Origin of the sequence: Nocardia grenadensis NBRC 108939, from assembly GCF_001613445.1 — a bacterium.
Taxonomy (GTDB): Bacteria; Actinomycetota; Actinomycetes; order Mycobacteriales; family Mycobacteriaceae; genus Nocardia; species Nocardia grenadensis.
Genome location: NZ_BDCJ01000020.1, coordinates 92,917 through 113,134 on the forward strand (window position 1 = coordinate 92,917; position 20,218 = coordinate 113,134).

17 protein-coding genes are annotated in these 20,218 nt (G+C 68.4%); 4 read left to right on the forward strand and 13 right to left on the reverse strand.

Going from position 1 to position 20,218, the window contains the following annotated elements; translation table 11 throughout:
- Window positions 1-155 precede the first annotated feature (155 nt).
- Window positions 156-1,133 carry an alpha/beta hydrolase gene (locus NGR01S_RS21500; protein ID WP_063039619.1) on the forward strand — a complete coding sequence of 326 codons (978 nt, stop codon included), beginning with the start codon at window positions 156-158 and terminating at the stop codon, window positions 1,131-1,133.
- Window positions 1,134-1,285: 152 nt separating this feature from the next.
- On the opposite strand, the gene NGR01S_RS21505 is transcribed toward NGR01S_RS21500, so the two are convergent.
- The 8 genes from NGR01S_RS21505 to argS form a co-directional block, all read right to left on the reverse strand.
- Window positions 1,286-2,653, reverse strand: a complete 1,368-nt coding sequence (locus NGR01S_RS21505; protein ID WP_063039621.1) for an FAD-dependent oxidoreductase — start codon at window positions 2,651-2,653, stop codon at window positions 1,286-1,288.
- A complete protein-coding gene (locus NGR01S_RS21510) occupies window positions 2,650-3,366 on the reverse strand; it encodes an isochorismatase family protein (RefSeq protein WP_063039623.1) in 717 nt (238 codons plus the stop codon). Before NGR01S_RS21510 ends, NGR01S_RS21505 begins: the two co-directional genes overlap by 4 nt.
- Window positions 3,363-4,802, reverse strand: coding sequence for a dihydroorotase (locus NGR01S_RS21515; protein WP_063039625.1), 1,440 nt, complete (start codon window positions 4,800-4,802; stop codon window positions 3,363-3,365). The genes NGR01S_RS21510 and NGR01S_RS21515 overlap by 4 nt, the downstream gene beginning before the upstream one ends.
- Entirely contained in the window at window positions 4,802-5,683 is an 882-nt protein-coding gene (locus tag NGR01S_RS21520; RefSeq protein WP_063039627.1) for an isocitrate lyase/PEP mutase family protein, read from the reverse strand. The genes NGR01S_RS21515 and NGR01S_RS21520 overlap by 1 nt, the downstream gene beginning before the upstream one ends.
- Window positions 5,680-6,384, reverse strand: a complete 705-nt coding sequence (locus tag NGR01S_RS21525; RefSeq protein ID WP_063039629.1) for a GntR family transcriptional regulator — start codon at window positions 6,382-6,384, stop codon at window positions 5,680-5,682. The genes NGR01S_RS21520 and NGR01S_RS21525 overlap by 4 nt, the downstream gene beginning before the upstream one ends.
- Before the next feature lie 3 nt (window positions 6,385-6,387).
- A complete protein-coding gene (locus NGR01S_RS21530; RefSeq protein ID WP_084481552.1) occupies window positions 6,388-7,704 on the reverse strand; it encodes an MFS transporter in 1,317 nt (438 codons plus the stop codon).
- A 450-nt stretch (window positions 7,705-8,154) separates the two neighbouring features.
- Entirely contained in the window at window positions 8,155-10,101 is a 1,947-nt protein-coding gene (locus NGR01S_RS21535; protein ID WP_063039631.1) for an acyl-CoA dehydrogenase family protein, read from the reverse strand.
- 139 nt (window positions 10,102-10,240) lie between these two features.
- The gene (gene argS, locus NGR01S_RS21540) at window positions 10,241-11,965 is read right to left on the reverse strand and encodes an arginine--tRNA ligase (protein WP_063039633.1); all 1,725 of its coding nucleotides are present in this window, start codon (window positions 11,963-11,965) and stop codon (window positions 10,241-10,243) included.
- A gap of 38 nt (window positions 11,966-12,003) precedes the next feature.
- Here argS and NGR01S_RS21545 point away from each other — a divergent pair, with 38 nt between their 5' ends.
- Window positions 12,004-12,438, forward strand: a complete 435-nt coding sequence (locus NGR01S_RS21545) for a hypothetical protein (RefSeq protein WP_063039635.1) — start codon at window positions 12,004-12,006, stop codon at window positions 12,436-12,438.
- Between the two features lie 74 nt (window positions 12,439-12,512).
- Here NGR01S_RS21545 and NGR01S_RS21550 read toward each other — a convergent pair whose 3' ends face one another.
- Window positions 12,513-13,196: a TetR/AcrR family transcriptional regulator gene (locus NGR01S_RS21550; protein ID WP_063039637.1), complete on the reverse strand. Its 684-nt coding sequence runs from the start codon at window positions 13,194-13,196 to the stop codon at window positions 12,513-12,515.
- A gap of 131 nt (window positions 13,197-13,327) precedes the next feature.
- Here NGR01S_RS21550 and NGR01S_RS21555 point away from each other — a divergent pair, with 131 nt between their 5' ends.
- A complete protein-coding gene (locus NGR01S_RS21555) occupies window positions 13,328-14,824 on the forward strand; it encodes an MFS transporter (RefSeq protein WP_063039639.1) in 1,497 nt (498 codons plus the stop codon).
- Window positions 14,825-14,895: 71 nt separating this feature from the next.
- Here NGR01S_RS21555 and NGR01S_RS21560 read toward each other — a convergent pair whose 3' ends face one another.
- From NGR01S_RS21560 to NGR01S_RS21575, 4 genes are all read right to left on the reverse strand, one after another.
- Complete coding sequence (locus tag NGR01S_RS21560; protein WP_063039908.1) at window positions 14,896-15,945, reverse strand: glycerophosphodiester phosphodiesterase; 1,050 nt, start codon at window positions 15,943-15,945, stop codon at window positions 14,896-14,898.
- A gap of 282 nt (window positions 15,946-16,227) precedes the next feature.
- Window positions 16,228-17,880, reverse strand: coding sequence for a DEAD/DEAH box helicase (locus tag NGR01S_RS21565; protein WP_063039641.1), 1,653 nt, complete (start codon window positions 17,878-17,880; stop codon window positions 16,228-16,230).
- A 166-nt stretch (window positions 17,881-18,046) separates the two neighbouring features.
- Window positions 18,047-18,700, reverse strand: a complete 654-nt coding sequence (locus tag NGR01S_RS21570; RefSeq protein WP_084481553.1) for a TetR/AcrR family transcriptional regulator — start codon at window positions 18,698-18,700, stop codon at window positions 18,047-18,049.
- Complete coding sequence (locus tag NGR01S_RS21575; RefSeq protein ID WP_245664704.1) at window positions 18,700-19,041, reverse strand: VOC family protein; 342 nt, start codon at window positions 19,039-19,041, stop codon at window positions 18,700-18,702. Before NGR01S_RS21575 ends, NGR01S_RS21570 begins: the two co-directional genes overlap by 1 nt.
- Window positions 19,042-19,406: 365 nt before the next feature.
- Here NGR01S_RS21575 and NGR01S_RS21580 point away from each other — a divergent pair, with 365 nt between their 5' ends.
- Window positions 19,407-20,078, forward strand: coding sequence for an NPCBM/NEW2 domain-containing protein (locus NGR01S_RS21580; protein WP_063039645.1), 672 nt, complete (start codon window positions 19,407-19,409; stop codon window positions 20,076-20,078).
- The last annotated feature ends 140 nt before the right edge of the window (window positions 20,079-20,218 follow it).

Genomic DNA, 20,218 nt, shown 5'->3' on the forward strand with positions numbered 1-20,218 from the left:
GCTCATACCGTCGGTAGTGAACGAATCGTCACGGGACGCTTCGGCCCCCGTATCTTCCGATCCTTGGGAAGCCCGATGGGGGGCGCAGTACGGATCTCGCCGGTAGCGTTGCTCAGCGGCACGGATGGAGACCGACGACAAGGTACGGGGTGGCAGTGGAGAAGCGGTGGGTCGCGCGGGGGCGGCTGCGGAAACTCGGTGTGGTCATTGCGGCGCTGGTGTTGACCACCGGTGCCGGTGGGGCGGTGGCGGCCGCGGCGCCGCTCGGTGCGCCGGCACTACGGGCCCCGGCCGGGGGGAACCAGGAACTCGTGGTGCCGTCCGATATGGGTCCGATCAAGGTCCAGGTGCAGTGGGCGGCGCGTGGTGGGCGGGCGGCGCTCTATGTGCTCGACGGCCTGCGGGCACCCCATGACCACAATCAGTGGACCAGCGATACCGACATCCTGCGGCGGTTCGCCGGAGACGATGTGACGCTGGTCTTCCCGGTCGGCGGGCATTCCAGTTTCTATGCCGACTGGTACCGGCCGAGCAGTACGAACGGCCAGGCCACGACGTACAAATGGGAAACCTTCCTCACCGAGGAATTGCCGGCCTTCCTCACGAGATACGGTGTCTCGCGCAGCAATAACGCCATCGTGGGTGCTTCCATGGGCGGTGGGGCGGCGCTGGCCCTCGCCGCGCATCACCGCGACCAGTTCACATTCGCCGGGTCGTTCTCCGGATTCCTGAATCCGACTTTTCCGATGTGGAACGAGGCGGTCCGCGCCGCGCTGTGGGACGAGGGCCGGTTCAATGTGGACGATATGTGGGGTCCGGCCGGTGACCCGGCCTGGCACCGCAACGATCCCACCGTGCAGGCCGAACGGCTGCGCGGTCTGCCGATGTACATCTGGGCCGGCAACGGCGTGCCCGGGGCGCCCGACCTGCCGAACGGCGTCGGTAACACCGTGAACGCGATGGGTCTGGAGGCCTTGTCGACAGTGGCCGCGCAGATTTTCCGCGATCGGCTCGCCGCGCTGGGGATCCAGGCCCGCGTCGACCTCGTCAACGGCACCCACACCTGGCCCTACTGGGAGCAGGCGATCACCACCGCCCGCCCGATGATCCTGGACGCACTCGGCGCGAGCTGACGACGGGCACTACCGCGAAGTCGCGGGTCCGCGGTCGGCTGCGCGCATCAGGAGGATCGCGGAAGCGCTACCGTGCGGCCGAGATATCCGCGGCCGAAGGGGACATCGCCGACGATGTCCCTTCGGCGCCGGTCGGATAGGTCGGCCGGCGTTCACGGACGTTGCCCCGCGGCGGATCGGCCGGCGATTCGGCCGAGTCCGACGGCGGTGAGCAGTCCGTTGCCGGAGCAGTATCCCCGGGCGCCCCGGGCGCCCGAGACCCCGGTGGCCACACCGCCTCCGGCGTAGAGCCCGGGTACGACGCTGCCGTCGGCGCGGAGCACCCGGGCCTCGTCGTCGATGGTGACGCCACCCTGGGTATGGAACAGTGCCGGGACCGAGCGCACCACACAGTAGGGCGGCCGTAACGGGGCAAGTCCGAAATCGGTGCGGCCGAACGGATCCGGCTTTTCGCCGGCGACGGCGGCCGCGTATCCGGCCAGTGCCCTGCGTATCGGCTCGGGGTCGCAACCGATCGCCTCGGCGATACCTTCCGGTGTGGCGGCTTCGGCGACACCCCCGATATCGATCAGCTCCGCGAACTCGGGTTCGTTCGCGCGCACATAGTCGCGGATCGCGGTATCGAAGACCACATAGCTCTCCGGGGCATGTGCGCTGACCACCGTCGCGAAACCCGAATACCCGAGGCTTTCGTCGCCCATTCGGTCGCCCTCCGGGGAGAGCAGGATCCCGCCTTTTTCCACAGTGGTCCAGGAGACTATCGAACCGTGCGGATAGGCGACGGCCGCGTAGCCCTGATAGGCGCCCATATTGCTCGTCCCCGCGCCCAGCTCGAGCGCCCAGGAGATGGCTTCGCCGGTGGAGCCTTCGGCGCCGAAGTACTGGGCACCCAGGATCTCGGGTGCCCAGCGCTGCAGCATTTCCCGGCTGTTACCGAAGCCGTTGGCCGCGAGTACTACCGCGTGCGCGCGGATATCGTAGGAACCCGATCGCGGTCCGTCGATATGCACACCGACCACGCGTCCGTCTTCGACCAACAGCCGGCCCACCGGATTCCCGGTGACCACATCGACACCGAGTCGTTTCGTTTCGGCGAGCAGATCGCGCATCAGTGACGCCCCGCGGCGGTCCGGCGGTGCGTGGAGGCGCTCGACCGAATGGCCGACATGTTTGTAGTCGGTGATCAGCCGGAGATCGATATTGTGCTCCTCGACCAGCCATTCGACCAGCGCGGCCGATTCCGCGGCCAGCTGCCGGACCAGATCCTCGGCCTCGTGCGGGCCGCTCTGTCGAAGGAGATCAGTGGCCATCCGCTCGGGGCCGTCATCGATACCGGCCTCCCGCTGGTAGCGGGTGCCGGCGCCCGGGATCGAACCGGTGCTCACGCCCGTATTCCCGATCGGGCGGTCCAGCTTCTCCAGAACTACTACGCGAGCGCCCTGCTCGGCGGCAGAGATCGCTGCGGTGAGTCCGCAACCTCCGGCGCCCACGACCACCACATCGACGTCGACTTCGCTCATCGGGACACCGCCTCGGTGGTGCCCAGCGTGCGGAGCCGGTCGACCAGTTCCGGCGTGGTGGTGACGTCGGCGTACTTCTGGGCCATATCGAACAGATTCACCTCGTGCACCAGCGGGCTGCGGTCATAGACCGCGTCGGCCGGGACGGTCACCTTGAAGTTGTAGGCGAACGCGTCGACGACACTCGAGCGCACGCACCCGGAGGTGCTGCACCCGGTGATCACCAGCGAATCGACTGCACGATCAATGAGATAGCTGGTGAGCGGCGTGCCGAAGAATGCGCTCGGATGCCGTTTGGGCAGCAGCACATCGCCGTCGGCCGGTGCGATCGACTCGACGAAGTCGTAGCCGCGGGCGGGGATGGACATGATCGCGGGGACTTTGGCGCCGAGGGCGCCGGTGTCGTAGCTCTGTTTGGGCGCCACATGTGGGTAGAGCACCGGCCAGCCGTTGGACCGGAACACCGCGAGTAAATCGGCGATCTTGTCCACTGCGTCCCACGCGACCTCGCCCACCGCGGTGGGGAACTCCGCGACGGCCTGCTCGAACGGCACCCGCGCGGTGCCGACGGTCCGGTACTGCACATCGATGATGAGCAGCGCGGGACGTTCGCCGAGGCCGACCGGCTTGCCGAAACCGGCCAGCTCATAGCGTTTCAGGGTTTCCGCGTCGACGGCTCCGGCGCCGCCCGCGGACCAGGGCTGCTCACTCACAGCCGGTCCTCCTTCGTCGAGGGGTTCGGGGTGTCGTTTCCGGCGATGGCGGCCAGTGCCGCGGCACCACTCTTCGGCCGGGACAGGTAGTTACCGGTAGGAGCGTCGGCGAGGACACCGTCGCGGACCGCGAAGTGGCCGCCGACGATGGTGTGCCGCACGGAGAGTGGAACCTCGCGACCCTCCCACGGTGTGTACTCGGCGGCCGAGTGCTGGGTGGCCGCGGTGATGGTGGCGGCCTTCTCGGTATCGATGACCACCAGGTCGGCGTCGGAGCCGACGGCGATGGTGCCCTTGCGGGGATACATTCCGAAGAGCTTCGCCGAGCGGGTGCTGGTGGCATCGACCAGACGTTCCAGGGGGACTCCGCGGGCGAGGCCCTCGGACAGGGTGAGCGGCAGCATCGCACCGAGACCCGGGAACCCGGCCGACGCCGACCAGATATCCTTCTCCTTGTTGATGCGATGGCGCGCGTTGTGGTCCGAGCCGACGGTATCGACCTCGCCGGCCGCCAGCCCGGCCCACAGGGCCTCGATATCGGCGGGCGGCCGCAACGGCGGGTTGACCTTGCCGTAGGTTCCGCAGCTCGACTCGGTGCTCAGCGTCAGGTATTGCGTGCAGGTCTCCACGAACAGGTTCGGATAGCCGGCCCGGTGCATCCGGGTCGCGGCCAGGGCGGCCGCGCTGCTGGTGTGCACGGCGTACATGGAGGCGCCGGTGACGCTGGCCAGATATGAAACACGCTGCTGGGCCTCGGCTTCGACATAGACGGGGCGCGAGTTGTGCCAAGCCCACAGCGGACCCTTGGTCTCGTCGCGCGGCTGTTCGCGCAATCGCCACACCAGTTCGACGTTCTCCGGGTGCGGGTTCACCATCGCGCCGTGATCCGCGGTGAGACCGAGGATGTCGTACATGAACGCATCGTCGTTGCCCGGCATGCCGAGGTATTTGCCCTCGTCGCCACGGAAATTCATGAAGAACTTGAAGCTGGAGACGCCCAGCTCCGTGACATAGCTCGGCAGCGCCCTCAGATGTTCGGGGGTGCCGAGTACGAAATGGAAGCCGAAGTCGGTGCGTGAATGGGCCGCCATCACGTCGCGGGCGGCGGTGAACACGTCCTCGTACGGTTCCGAGCTCATCAGATAGGCGAGCATGGTGGTGACGCCACCGGCCACGGCCGAGGCCGTCTCGAGGTCGGCGTCGTCGGGGTCGCGCGGGACGCGAATATCCTTGCCCAGATGCACATGCGGGTCGATGGCGCCCGGCAGCACTGTGGCACCGCGCAGATCGACCACCTCACGTGCGGGCTCAGGGGCGTCCGGGGCGACGATACCGGCAATCCGTCCGGCACGGATGAGGACATCGACATCGCTGAGACCTTCACCGTGCAGGAAGACCCGACCACCGTGCAGTCGTAGATCGTATTCTGCGGTCATCACTTCTCCTCGGGCGCGGCGTAGCGGGCGTCGAGCTCGTCGAACAACGGCTTGGAAACCAGGCTCTGGCGCTCCTGCCAGCTGATCATCTTGTCGGCGGCGTCGATAGTGTCGCCGTGCTCGAGCAGGTGCTCCAGCACCGTGCGCATCCCCAGAACGGCGCCGCGCATCGCGGCATTGGCGTAGAGGGCCACGGAGAAGCCCAGCTCACCGAGTTCGGCACGGCCGAGGATCGGAGTCAGGCCGCCCTCGACCATATTGGCCACGTGGATCGCCGGGACGTTCGCGGTGATCTTGCGCATTTCCTCGGCGCTGCGTGGCGCCTCGACGAACAACACATCGGCACCGGCCGCGAGGTATCGCGCGGCCCGGTCGCACGCCTCGTCCAGACCGGAGGTCGCGCGGGCATCGGTGCGGGCGATGATCACCGTATCGTCATCGGCACGGGCATCGACCGCGGCACGGATCTTGCCGACCATCTCCGCGGCCGAGATGACGTCCTTACCGGCGAAGTGGCCGCACTTCTTGGGCGCGACCTGGTCTTCCAGCTGGATCGCGGCCGCACCGGCCCGCTCCAGCCGGCGGACGGTGCGCTGGACGTTCAGGGCGTTCCCGAAGCCGGTATCGGCATCGACCACCAGGGGCAACGAGACGGCGTCGGCCATCGCGGCCACATGGTCGGCCACTTCGATCATGGTGAGCAATCCCAGATCAGGCATCCCGAGGTAGGAGTTGGTCACGCCGGCTCCGGAGACGTACACCGCGCCGAAGCCGGTCTCCTCGACCACCCGGGCCGCGAGCGCGTTCGGCGCTCCGGCCAGTAGTAGGGGGCCGTCGGCCTGATCGGCCAGGCGCTCCCTCAGGATTCTTGCCGGGGTCATTCGTCGTTTTCCCTTTCCTTGTGAGGCAGCCCCAGAGCCGCCAGTGCGCTTTCCATCGAATGGCGCAGGTGTTCCTCCATGCACCGGACCGCGCGGTCCGGGTCGCGCTCCTTGAGCGCCGCGACCAGTTCTTCGTGCTCCGCAACCGCTTCGCGGGCACGCGTCGGCCGGTTCGCCGACATCGTGCGGGCCAGGGAGACCAGCCGCTGGGCCTCCAGCGCCGCCGAAAGCAGAGCCTGGTTGTTCGTGAGAACCACGATCTGCAGGTGGAAATCGAGTTCGGCCGGATAGGCGGTATCGGCCGTCGCGGTGACATGTTCTTGTGCGGCCGTCAGCAGTGCCTCGAGATCTGCCAGGTCGTCGTCGCCCGCGTGGCGGCAGAGCAGCCGCACCGCGTGCAATTCCAGAGCCGCGCGCAGTTCGTAGAGGTCGACGACCTCCTGGCGTGTGAAGGTGCGGACGAAGGCGCCACGGTGACTGATCACCGTCAGCAAACCCTCGCTCACCAACCGCTGGATGGCCTCGCGCAGCGGCCCGCGGCTGATACCGAGTTCCGCGGCGAGTGCGACCTCGTTGAGCCGTTCCCCCGGTTTCAGGGTGCCGTCGAGCACCATATCGCGGAGTACGGATTCGGTGCGGTGCGCGAAAGTGGCGGCGGTGCGGTCGAGGCGGCGATCGGCGGCCGGCGGTGACGTCGTCATGGCTCAAGCATCCTTCAGCGCGCTGCCGACCGTTTCCCGCATCGGTACCGCCGCCGCCAAGGTGATCAGCGCGGTGGCCATGAGGAAGTACGCCGGCGAGAGCGAATTGCCGGTCTGCTTTACCAGCCAAGTGCAGATATAGGGCGAGAAGCCACCGGCCAGCGCGGCACCGAGGTTGAATCCCAGAGCGATACCGGTGTAGCGGACCCGGGTCGGGAACATCTCGGTGAAGGCCGAGAAGGCGACACCCATCAGCGCCGAGTCGATGAGGCCGAGCACGACCATCGACACCAGGGTGATCGCGCCACCCTGCTCGAAAAGCATGAAGGCGGGGATCGGAATGACGAGCGCGGCGAGCGTGGCGCCGAGGAAGACCGGTCTGCGGCCGACCTTGTCCGAGAGCAGGCCGAAGAACGGCATACAGATGGTGGCCACCGCCAGGGTGATGGAGTTGAACCAGAACGTGGTGGTCGACGACATGCCCACGACGGTCTGCAGGTGCAACGCGACGTATACGTAGGCGACGTAGTAGGCCGAGAACAGCAGGATCGACAGGCCGAGGCAGATCGCGAGCGCCTGACGGTGGCTGCGGAACAGCTCCTTCATCGGGTTGGCGACGGCGTGTTCCTTCGGCGCCACGAACCGCGGGGTCTCCTGCAGCTGAGAACGGATCCACAGCCCGAACAGGCCCAGCGGGATGGCGGCCAGGAAGGGAATACGCCAGCCCCAGTCGCGCATGGCGTCCTCACCGAGAACGGTATTGAGCAGCGTGATGACCAGTGAAGCCAGCAGAGCGCCGCCGAGGGCGCCGGTCTGGATCGTCGAGCACAGGAACCCGCGCCGGTGGTTCGGGGAGAACTCGGCGACGAAGGCCGCGGCCCCGCTCACCTCGCCACTGGCCGCGAGCCCCTGCGCGCAACGGGCCAGGACGAGCAGCGTGGTCGCACCGACGCCGATCGCGGCATAGGTGGGCAGCACGCCGATCAGCCCGCTGGCGACGGCCATCATGAAGATGGTGAACGCGAGGACCTTCTTACGACCGTATTTGTCCCCGAAGTATCCGAAGATCACGCCGCCGATCGGGCGTAGCAGGAAGGCCGCGGCGAAAGTGAGCAGCGTGGACAACAGCGCCGAGGTGGGGTCCTCGGAGACGAAGAAGTGGCCGGCGATGATGACGGCCAGATAACCGTAGGCCCCGAAGTCGAAGTACTCGAGAAGCGAACCGATGAAACCGGCGGCAACGACCCGCGGCTTGATCTCGGTGGGCTGTTGTGGAAGAGCGGTATCGGCGGGGGATGCCGAAGCAGCGAACTCGGTCATGAATTCCTCGTGTTCTTGCGCCGGGGCGCTGAGATGCGAACGTCTCGTGAGTGGACTCGAGGTGAACCTTGCATCGCCAATCAGTCAACTGTCAACAGTTTGCAATGTTAAAGGTGCGTGTCCCCGCGCGGTCGGCGGGGTGGGCCGACCGTCCATTCGCGGATTCCCCCGACTTGGACCGTGGCCGATCGGACGGCACCACCTGCGGTTTGTCATAGGTGGACGGAGCGGCGACCGCTTGCCGTGGACAGCTACGGACACCGGACAGGCCGGTTCGACATCTCCGAATCTGCCCGGTCGCCCCGGCCCGTCGACCGCTCGTCGACATGACCGACGCTTCGCTCGGCGCGCCCGACGCTTACGCGGCGCGGGCCGGAGCGCGCCTTCACCCATCGGCATGCCATATGCCGATCCGTGGCGGAGTCGCCGGTAACCAGGTGAGGGCGTCGGTCAGCGCAGCGCGCCCACCCGGAGCCACGGTCGTAGCAGGTTCTCCTCGGTGGACGGGCCCATCTGCCATTCCGCGATCCACGGCCCGGTACCTTCGCTCGGGTCGAGTGCGCCCTCCTCCACCGACCGGTAGCGGCCGTCGAACAGGTTGCGGGCCAAGCGCATATCTTCGTCGTCGGTGTTCTCCCACAGCGAGTCGAACAGTTGCCGCACCCGGATCCGGGTCTGCCGGCAGAACACGTCGGCCAGTTCCGTGGCGGCTTCGCCCTCCGCCGTGCCGTCGGCGCGCTCGGCCTGGGCGCGTACACAGGCCGCCGACATGGCGAACAGTTCCGCGCCGATATCGACGAGGCGACCCAGGAACACCTGCCGGTACTCGAGCTTGGCCTGCCAGCGCGCCATCCCGTACATCAGCGCGCGGGCCTGTTTCCGCGACATCCGCTCGACGAAACGCATATGCCGGGCCAGCAGGCCGAAGTCGGCGAACCCGGCCGGTGCCGTGCCCGGTCCGAAGGCCAGCTGCGGGAACCATTTGGCGTAGAAGCCGCCGGCGCCCGCCGCCGCCTTGGCCTTCTCCTTGAACTCCGCGTTCTTGTCGACCAGTGCGCCGGCGGCGGCCATATGCGCGTCGGCCATCTCGCGGGCGACGAGCAGACGCATTATCTCGCTGGAGCCTTCGAAGATGCGGTTGATCCGCAGATCGCGGACCAGCTGTTCGGCGCCGACCGCCCGCTCGCCCCGGGCCCGCAACGACGCCGCCGTCTCGTAACCGCGGCCGCCCCGGATCTGCACGAGTTCGTCGGCGATCCGGCAGCCCATCTCCGAGGCCCACAGCTTCGCCAGCGCCGCCTCGATCCGGATGTCGTTGCGGTTCTCGTCGGCCATGGTCGCCGAGAGATCGAGTACCGCCTCCAGGGCGTAGGCCGTCGCGGCGATGAAGGACACCTTGGCGCCCACCGCGGCGTGCTCGCCGACCGGCCGTCCCCACTGCACGCGGGCGGTGCTCCATTCGCGGGCGATCTTCACCGACCACTTGGCCGCCGCGGTGCACAGCGCCGGAATCGCGAGCCGTCCCGCATTGAGCGTGGTGAGCGCGATCTTCAACCCGTCGCCTTCGCGGCCGATCAGATTCTCCCGGGGCACCCGCACGTTGTACATGCGGGTGACGCCGTTCTCGAGGCCGCGCAGACCCATGAAAGAGTTGCGCCGTTCCACGGTGATGCCCGCGCTGTCGGCTTCGACGACGAAGGCGGAGATACCACCGCGGTGCCCGTCGCCCTTGGGCACCCGCGCCATCACCACCAGCAGTTCCGCGACCACACCGTTGGTGGTCCACAGCTTGACGCCGTTCAGTTCGTAGGCTTCGCCGTCGGCTGTGGGGGTCGCGGTGCTGGCGATCCGGGCCGGGTCGGAGCCGACATCGGGCTCGGTGAGCAGGAAGGCGCTGATCGCGCCCCGCGCGCACCGCGGCAGGAACCGTTGCTTCTGCTCCGGGGTTCCCGCCAGTTTCAAGGGTTCGGGGACGCCGATCGACTGATGCGCGGACAGCAGCGCGCCCAGACTGGCGTGTACCGAGCCGACCAGCATCAAGGCCTTGTTGTAGCCGACCTGGGACAGGCCCTGCCCGCCGTACTCCTCGGGGATCTTCAGACCGAAACAGCCGAGTTCGGCGAGGCCGCGCACGAAATGCTCGGGGATCCGGCCCCGCTCCTCGATCACGCTGCCGTCGAGGGTCTCGCAGTAGGCCCGCAGCCGCGTCAGATACGCGTCGGTGCGGGCGGTGTCCTCCGGGCTGGGCTTCGGGAACGGATGGATGAGATCCACCCGGTAGCGGCCGAGGAACATTTCCTTGGCGAAGGATGGTTTGGTCCAGGTGACCTCGCGCGATTCCTCGACCAGGCGCCGGGCCTGCTCCTCGGTGGCGTCGACTTTCGCGGCAGTGGACATGGCCTGTCCTCCTCGGAAGTGATGGCGGTCACAGACGAGTGTAGGAGCCTTTGTTACTCGCGGGTAGCCCTTGGTTGGTGAAGGGTTTGTGTCGGCGGAGGTCCGCGGAAGCCGGCCGTTGTCACCGGCCCGCAACGCACTACATTTCGTCGGGGGCGGTGATACCGAGTAGGCCCAGTCCGGTGGCGAGGGTGCGGGCGGTGAGGTCGCACAGGGCCAGGCGGCTGCTCCGGCTCGGTTCCTCGGCCTTCAGCACCGGACAGTGCTCGTAGAACGTGGTGAACGCGGTGGCCAGGGTGAAGAGATAGTTCGCGAGCCGATGGAATTCCATGGTCTCCGATACCGCGGCCGCGATATCGGGGAAGGCGAGGAGTTCGAGCGCCAGCGCGCGTTCGGCCGGTTCCTCGATCTGTACGGGGGTACCGTCGCGGCCGGGGGTGACGCCGCCGCGCCGGAAGATCGACCGGATACGGGCGTGCGCGTATTGCAGGTAGGGGGCGGTATTGCCCTCGAAGGAGAGCATGCGGTCGAAGTCGAAGGTGTAGTCGCGGAGCCGGTCGGTGGAGAGGTCGGCGTATTTGATCGCGCCGATCCCCACCGCGCGGGCGACCTCGGTGCGGGACCCGGGGTCGAGGTCGGGGTTCTTCTCCGCGATCGCGCGGGTCGCCCGGTCCACTGCCTCGTCCAGCAGGTCGACGAGTTTGATAGTGCCGCCGGCCCGGCTGCGCAGTACTTTGCCGTCGGCGCCGAGTACGGAACCGAACCCGATATGCGTGGCGCGTGCCGGTGCGGCGAGCCAGCCGGCCTCCCGGGCGGTGGCGAACACCATCGCGAAATGCTGCTGCTGCGGTGTCCCCACCACATAGAGCAGCCGGGTGGCACCCAGGGTGATGAGCCGGTCGCGGATCGCGGCGAGATCGGTGGTGGCGTAACCGTATCCGCCGTCGCTCTTGCGGACGATCAGGGGTAGCGGTGCGCCGTCGCGGCCGGTGAACCCGGCGGGGAATACACAGTCGGCGCCGTCGCTGGTGCGCAGCAGTCCGAGCCGGTCCAATTCCGTGATCACCGAGGCGAGTTCGTCGTTGTAGGCGCTCTCGCCCACGAAATCCGCTTCGACCAGCCGGACGTCGAGGCTGTCGTACACCTTCATGAAGTACTGCTTCGATTCGGCGACCAGCAGCCGCCACAGCCGGAGGGTGGCCTCGTCGCCACTCTGGAGCAGTACGACCCGCCGCCGCGACCGTTCCTTGAACTCGTCCGAGCCGTCGAATTTGCGGCGGGCCGCGGTGTAGAAGCCGTTCAGGTCGCCTACGGAGAGTTCGGCGGCCGCCTCGGTCTCGCCGATATCGAGCAGATGCTCGATGAGCATGCCGAACGGAGTACCCCAGTCGCCCAGATGGTTTCGTTTGATCACCCGGTGCCCGAGCCATTCGGTGATCCGTACCGCGGCATCACCGATGATCGTGCTGCGGAGGTGCCCGACGTGCATCTCCTTGGCGGTGTTCGGGGCCGAATAGTCGACCACCACGGTCTCCGGCTCCGCGACCGGCGGGACACCCAGACGGTCGTCGGCGCCGACCGTGCCGACCAGTTCGCCGAGCACCCGTGCTCGCAGTGTCACGTTGATGAATCCCGGCCCCGAGATCTCGGTGTGCTCCGTCAGATCGTCGAGGTCGGCGGCCGCCAGCACCGCGGCGGCCACGTCGCGGGGTTCGCGGCCCAGGCGCTTGGCCGATCCCAGGGCCGCGTTCGACTGGTAGTCGGCGAACTGCGACCGTTGGACCAGCGGGTCGACACGTTCACCGACTACGGCCTCGAAGGCGTGCGCGAGGCGATCGGACAGTATTTGCTCGGGGGTGCCCACGGAGGAAAACCCTAGCGAACGCGGTGCTGTCCGAACCGATGGAACCGCCCGAGGGCGATCGTGCGGGACGCGGGATCGCCTGTCCCGTGGTATTTCCCCGCGGCCGCGTGGGGCTCGTCGGTGTCGGTACTCCGAGTCCGAGTGCACTGCACCGGGTCGCTGCCGACCCCGGACTCGAATGCGTCCGCGCGCAAGGGGAGACCGGTCTGAAGCGCACCGTCGAAGCCACCGGCCGTACGGAATTCGCGTTCTACCCGTTGCCGGCGCATCCGGGGGCTGAAACCGGCAGTTACGAGGTGCGGGCCTGCTACGACAGGGATCGCGTGAAGTTCGCGCAGGTCCGCTGGATCGACCGGCCGAAGGACTACGGAATGGTGGACCTCACCGCCACTCGGGTGAAGCCGAGCATCATGACGGGAAAGGTCGAGGCCAACGGCTGCACGACCTTCCGGGTGGAACTACAGCGCGGCTGACGTTCGGAAACCGTGCGGCCGCCGGGTCCGCGGCCGAGAGGTAACCGGCGAGTTCGCCGCGACCGGGCCGCGGGTCAGCGGCGCCGGCCGGGGCAGGGTGCGGCCTTGGCGGACTTCGCCTGATCGACCTCGTCGTCGGTGAGCGCGCGGACCGGGAGTTCCTGGCGGGCGACATTGTCGGCACGAATCCCGTTGAGCGTGATGGCCATATAGCGGCGCCAGATGTCGGGGTTGATCGGTTTGGCGAATTCGGCCAGGCCGTCGACCATATGGATTATCGCGAAGAGGTCCGACGGTTCGATATCGGGCTGGAGCACACCCGCTTCGCGGGCGCGGGCGACGATCGCGGCCACGGCGGGTTTGATGCGGTCGCGCAGGCCGTGGAAACGTTCGGTGTCGAGGTCGAGTTCGAGGATGACCTCGCTGAATCCGCGGTTTGCGGCCAAGTGCCGGCAGGCGTATTCGACGAACTGGACCAGGCCGAGCCAGGGGTCGGGATCGCGCAGGGCGCCCTCGGCGTGGTCGGCGAAGGCGCCGAGGCTGTGCTCGAAGACCTCGGCGATGAGCTCCTTCTTGTTGGCGAAGCGGCGGTAGACCGTGCCCACGCCCACGCCCGCCCGCTCGGCGACATCGTCGAGGGTGATCTCCAACCCGCGATCGGCGAACAGTTCACGGGCCGCCTCGACGATGCGTTGCTGATTGCGTGCGGCGTCGGCGCGCAGACGCCGGGGTGCGCGCAGGGTCGTGGCGTGTTTCACACCGGCATTCTATCAACGCAGGATTAAGCGGAGGTCGAATCTCCGTTATTGTGTTAGCGTTCATATAAGCGGAGGTACCTCCTCCGATTTCCTGATCTTCTCATGAATCCAACCTTCTCCCAAGGGGCGAGATGACTACCACGATCGATCGCGGTCCATCCGCGCAGGAAACACCGTCGGGAAGGCGAGGTTCGCACGCGCTGCGGTGGTGGGTTCTCGCCGTGCTCGGCGTCGCCCAGCTCATGGTCGTGCTCGATGCGACCGTGGTGAACATCGCGCTGCCCGAAGCCCAGCGTGACCTGGGGTTCGACGATGCGAGCAGGCAGTGGGTGATCACCGGCTACGCCCTGGCGTTCGGCAGCCTGCTGCTGCTCGGTGGCCGGCTCAGTGACCTGTTCGGCCGGCGCAACACCTTTATCGTCGGCCTGATCGGCTTCTCGGTCGCCTCCGCCGTGGGCGGCGCGGCCACCAACTTCGAGATGCTGGTGGCGGCCCGGGTCGGCCAAGGCGTGTTCGGCGCGCTGCTCGCACCGGCGGCGCTCTCGTTGCTCACCGTCACCTTCACCGAGCCGTCGGAACGGGCCAAGGCCTTCGGCATCTTCGGCGCTGTCGCCGGGACCGGCGGCGCTATCGGCCTGCTGCTCGGCGGGGCGCTCACCGAATGGGCCTCGTGGCGCTGGGTCATGTTCGTGAACCTGGCGTTCGCCGCCGTCGCGCTGGTCGGCGCGGTCCTGCTGCTGGCCCGCCATGCCGGTGGGTCGCGACCCAAGCTCGATATCCCGGGTACCGCCGTGGTCACCGCCGCGTTGTTCAGCGTCGTCTACGGGTTCTCCCACGCCGAGAGCGACGGCTGGACGAACTCGATCACCCTGGCGTTCCTCCTCGGCGGCGCGGCGCTGCTGGCCTTGTTCGTCTGGCTGGAGACCCGGGTTGCCCATCCGCTGCTGCCGCTGCGCATCGTGCTGGACCGCACCCGCGGCGGGGCCTACCTCGCGGTGTTCGTCATGGGTATCGGGATGTTCGCGATTTTCCTGTTCTTGACCTACTACATGCAGTTGACGCTGGGCTATTCGCCGATCATGACCGGGGTGGCGTTCCTGCCGATGGTCGCCGCCATGGTCGCCTCCTCCACCACCACACCGTCGCTGCTGCTGCCCAAACTCGGACCGAAGGTCGTCGTCAGCGGCGGGTTCGCGATCGCCGCGCTCGGTATGGCCTGGCTGACCCGCATCGGTCTGGACACCGGGTACACCACCCATATCCTGCCGGGCCTCGTCTTGCTCGGACTGGGTCTCGGTGGTGCGATGTCGACCGCGTTCCAGAGCGCGACCTCGGGTGTGCGCCACGACGATGCCGGAGTCGCGTCCGCGATGATCAACACCAGCCAGCAGGTCGGCGGGTCGATCGGTACGGCGCTGCTGAGCACCATCGCGGCCTCGGCCGCCGGTGATTATCTGGCTGCCCGGACCCCGGACCGGCTCACCGTCGCGCAATCGGCCATCGAGAGCTACACCACCAGCTTCACCTGGGCCGCGGGCGTGTTCGTCCTCGGCGCGGTGGTGCTCGCGGTGCTGATGCCGAGTGCGCTCCCGGCACCCGCCGAAGGCGAACCGGTACTCGCGCACTGAAACCCCGCGCCCGAACCGCCCGCCTCCGCGATATGCGGAGGCGGGCGGTGGCGTATCGGTTGCCGGGCGGGTCAGGGCCGGGAGAATGCCGGCGGCAGGGGATAGCCGCGGTCGGCCAGCACGGTGCGCAGCACATCCGGGCGGTCGGTGATCAGGCCGTCGACACCCAGGTCCAGCAGGGCGTTCATGGTCGCGGGATCGTCGACCGTCCACGGCAGCACCCGCATACCCCGCCGATGCGCCGCGTCGACCAGTGCGGTGGTGGTGAACGGGCGGTAGCCGGGATCGCCGACCACACTGTCCTGTGGGCTCCCGTGTACCGGAGAAACGATATCGGCGCCGAGCACAGCGGCCGCCGCCACGTATCTCTCCGGCAGGGACCCCGGGAAATCGTCGATATCCAGACCACCCAGCCACGGTGAGCGGCCGGGCTGTCCCTCCTCCAGGAACTGCTCGCCGTTCGTCAAGGCGGAGATCGGAAGCTCCGGTGCCCGCGCGCGTACCGCGGTCAGCGCCGCCCAATCGAAGCTCTGGATCGTGACCCGATCGCTCGCCCCGGCGCGCTCGACCTCCGCCACGACGATGCGGGCGAAAACATCCCGCGGCGCGGTCTGTTCGGGAGCGGCGGCCTCCACCTTCGTCTCGATGTTCAACCGCACCGGATCGGCACCGTAGTCGCGCAACAGATCGAAGACCTCCGACAGCAGCGGCATCCGTGACCCCGGCGCGGTGCGCTGTCCGGGAAAGCCGGCGAGCCGCTGGGAGCCGCAGTCGATCGTGCGCACCTGCGCGAGCGTGAGTTCCCGGATCACGGTCGCTCCGGGAACGTAGGGGAACGCGGGGTCGCCGGGGAACGCGGGCCCGGTATCGCGGCATTCGGCCGGATTCGGATCACGGTCGTGGGTCACCACGGCCTGATCGTCCCGGGTGATCTGCACATCCAGCTCCAGTGTGGTCACCCCGAGCTCGAGGGCATTGGCGAAGGCGGCCAGGGTGTTCTCCGAGACCGGCCCAAGCCCGCCACGATGCGCTTGCAGGTCGAAGAGCGGCGGGCGGTCGGGTCCGCCCCAGGTACAGCCGGACACGAGGACGAGCAACAGCACCGCGCACACCCACCGCATATCCCCATCGTGGGCGTCGACGACCCGGTCCGTCGAGCCTGCTCGGACGCTGTGCATCAGGAGGCGGGAGCGCGGAAGCGTGTGGTTTACCGACCGGTCACGCCGCGTATCGCAGCGATCGTTCCGGCCGCTTCGCGCGCGAGACCGGCCGCTTCGCGCCCGAGAGGTGGGCCGGGGCCGCCGTGCGAGGAAGCCCCGTGCGGCACCGCGACGCCGCACGGGCTACAGGCCGTCCGTCAGTTCGCCGGCCACACGCTGTGTGACCGGCGAGGCCGGCCGTGATCAGCCGGCCGGACGGGTCGCCCGGCGGGGCCGGCGCCGGGCGGGATCGCTGTGCGGGGTGCGTGCGCCGCTCGTCCGAGCCGAACCGCCGGATTGCCCGGCGCCCTGCGCCGGCTGCCGGCGCGTCGGCGCGGCGGACTGCCGGGTGCTGTGCCCTGCCGTGGTGGCCCGGGCGCCGGACCGTCCCGCGGTATTTCCCCGCCGGCCGGCGGAACCGCGCGCGCCCGCGTGCTCGGCGGCACCGGACCGTTCACCCTGCCGCGAGCGTTTCGTGGTGTTCTCCGCGCGGCCCCGCTCCCCGCTCCGCGCGGTCGTCGTCTCGCGCGCATCGGACCGCATCGCTTCGCCGTGCCCGCCGGCTCCGCCGCGGCGGCCGCGCGAGCCCCGCCGGCCGTTGCGGGAACCGCCGGTGGCCGCGCGCGGGGCACCCGGCTCGGCCGCGGTGGGTGCCGGGTGAACGGCGACGGGTTCGATGAGACCCGAGCCGTCCGAGAGGTCGGCGATGATCGAGGAATCAACGGTCACCGGGCGGGGGCGCGCCTCGATACCGGCCTTGCGCAACAGCGCCGCCACATCCTTGCGCTGCTCGGGCAACACCAGCGTCACCACCGTGCCCTCGGTGCCCGCGCGGGCGGTGCGACCGGACCGGTGCAGGTATGCCTTGTGCTCGGCGGGCGGATCGACGTGCACCACCAGTTCGAGATCGTCGACGTGGATACCGCGCGCGGCGATATCCGTCGCGACCATGACCTTGGCGGTACCCGCGGCGAAAGCGGCGAGGTTGCGGTCGCGCGCGGGCTGGGAGAGGTTGCCGTGCAGATCCACCGCGGCGATACCCGCGCGGGTGAGTTCCCCGGCGAGCCGGCGGGCGTGATGTTTGGTGCGCATGAACAGGATGCGGCGACCACTGCCCGCGGCGAGCGCGCGCACGAGTTCCTTCTTCGCCGCGGCACCCTCGACCTCGAAGATGTGATGGGTCATCTTCGGCGGCGGCGCGGCGGCCTCGTCGACCGAATGCGAGATCGGCGCGTGCATGAAACGGTCGACCAGTTTCCCGACACCGTTGTCCAAGGTCGCCGAGAACAGCAGGCGCTGGCCGTCGCGCGGGGTGGCGGTGAGGATCCGGATCACGCCCGGCAGGAAGCCGAGATCGGCCATATGGTCGGCTTCGTCGAGCACCGTGATCCGCACCGCGTCCAGCGACAGCGCCCGCTGCTGCATCAGATCCTCGAGCCGGCCGGGGCAGGCGACGACGATATCGACACCCTGCTTCAGGGCTTTGATCTGGCGGTTCACCGGTACGCCACCGAAAACGGTGGTCACCCGCAGACCACACACCTCCGCCAGCGGAGCGACGGTCGCGGCGATCTGGGTCGCGAGTTCCCGGGTGGGTGCCAGGATCAGCCCGGCGGGCCGGCCCGGTGTGCGCGGTGCGCCGGCGAGCAGGGCGACCACCGGGATCCCGAACGCCAGGGTCTTACCGCTGCCGGTCTTCCCACGGCCGAGGACATCGCGACCGGCGAGGGTATCGGGCAAGGAGGCGTTCTGGATGGGGAAGGGTTCGGTGATACCGCCGGCAGCGAGTTTCGCGACGATATCGGCCGGGACGCCGAGGTCGGTGAACGTCTGCGCGGCAGCAGTGTTGGCAGGCATGAAGGTATGAGCGCCTTTCGGCATCGGAGGTGATACCGCGACGTCCGTTCGGACCGTTTGTCCGCGCCTACTCGAGGTGGCGGCGTCGCGGGTCCCGACGCGAAAGGCTGGTGATCCGCGACGGAGAGTACATGTGTGCGCCTCGGGCGCGGGTACTGAAGCGATCCTACCGTACCGCCCGTTTCGTCCCGGCCCGGTGATCAACGGCACGGTGTGACGCATCTCCACTCGGCGCGGCAGCCGAATATCGCCCGGCGCGGCGGATCGCCGCGAGAACCGTGTCCACGGAGTCGTCGGCCAGTTCTTCGGACAACGGGAGATGTCCGAACAGGGCCCGGAAATAGATCGGCGCGGCGACCGCGTCGAGGACGAAATCGATATCGGTGCCCGGGTCGATCTCCCCGCGGGCGATCGCCGCGCGCAGGGCGCGGGCGGTGGTCTCGCGGCGCGGGCCGAACACAGTGGACCACAGCTGTTCGCGCAGTTCCGGATCGGCGGCGAGGTCGGCGACCAGGGCGGGCAGCACCCGGCCCAGCGAGGTGTCGCGCAGAGCGGCCACCAGTTCCCGCATGGAGCGCGTCAGATCGGTGCGGAGATCGCCGGTGTCCGGGGTCGGCTCGAGCCCGAGTAGATCGGCCACCACCGCGGTCACCAGATGTCGTTTGGACGGCCAGCGCCGATAGATCGCGGGGCGATGGACACCGGCGCTCGCCGCGACCTGCCCGATGGTCAGGCCCGCGTAACCCTTGGCGTCGAGCAGGGTTCGCGCGGCCGCCAGGACAGCGGTGTCGATCCGTTCGTCTCGGGCGCGTCCCGGCATCAGAACACCGGGCGCGGGACGAGCACGACCTGTCGACCGTCCGGATCCGGGAAGGCCAGGTCCCCGTGGGTGGCCCAGTAGGGGGTCTCGGTGGGGACCGGTTCGGCACCGAATCCGCCGAGCCGCCGGACGGTCTCGAACATCCGGGCCTCCGATTCGAAGGACAGCATCAGCAGATTCTCGTTGCTCGGCGCGTCCCCGGGGCTGTCGTCGGCGTGGCTGCTGAATTCCAGATGGTAGCCGGTGCCGGGGAGGCCGAGCATCACCCCTTCGTAGCCGGCGTGGTTCGCGAACCGATAGAGCTCGCGCAGGCCGAGCCCGTCGACGTAGAAGCGGATCACCTCGTCGAGCCGGTCGGTGGGGCGGGCGAATCCGACCTGGGCGACCCCAGGTTGCCGGGCCAGGTGTTGTCGGCGGTCACCGGCGTAACGGTACAGTAAGTACCGTATCTTTTTGGATTCCGGGTGTTCGCCGGTTCCGGATGCGAGCGCGGGGTCGCGGGGTTCTCCGGGGCCGGACCGATGAAAAGTCCTAGCTCGCCGCTATTTTCGAAATCTCACCGTCGAGCACCGGAAATTCGAATCGCGTACGGGCGGGCGGAACAATCCGGCGCGGCGCTCCAATTCCATCACCCCGCCCGGCGTGGTATATCTCTGCTGCGGCGCCCGGCCGGGCCCGTCGAGTTACGTCGAAGAAGAGTGTGCGCGTGTCCAATCCAACCGAACCCACTCGCGGGCCGAACCCGCGCCCCCATTCGCCGGCGACCGGCACCGCGGCCCCCAAGAGCGCCCGGGACGCCGAGCGCGGGGTCATGCTCGTCTCGGGGGCGGGTATCGCGCTGGCCGTCGTCGGTTTGGTGGTCACCCTCCTCGTCGGATCCGGCTCCCCGGACGCGGAAGCCGATACCGCACAGGCGATTACGACAAGCGAAAGCGCCGCACCACCCGCGGCCCCGGCCCCCGCGCCGCAGCCCAAGCGGTACCTGGCCGATATGTCGCCCACCACCGGAACCGCGTATACCGGGACGATATCGGTCAACGGCGTCTCCTATCCACATTCGATCTATCAGCAGTTCAGCGGCTGCGATACCGAGGTGGGCCACACCTACAACCTGAATCGGGAATGGTCGCGGTTCAGCTCGACTATCGGTATCGCCGACGGTGGCAATTCCCAATCGGTGCTCCAGTTCGAGGTGGTCGCCGACGGAAAGTCGATCTATTCCTCCGGCAACGTTCCGGTGGGGCAATCACCGACGGTGGACGTGCCGGTCGCGGGTGTCCAGAACCTGACGATCAGTTTCCTGTTCGTCGGCGGGAATATGGAGAGCTGCAGTCAGGCGGGTAACGGCGTGTGGGGTGACGCGGGGCTCACCAAGTAAGGCGATTCGGCGAACCCGCTCGGTGCCCGAGACGGTGTTCGGATGCTGTAGAGATCAACACCGTCGACGCCTTACACCGGCGGTTCGGTATTCCGGCGCAGCCGATCCGCTCCGCCGGGGTCCCCGGTGGTCGCGGAGCG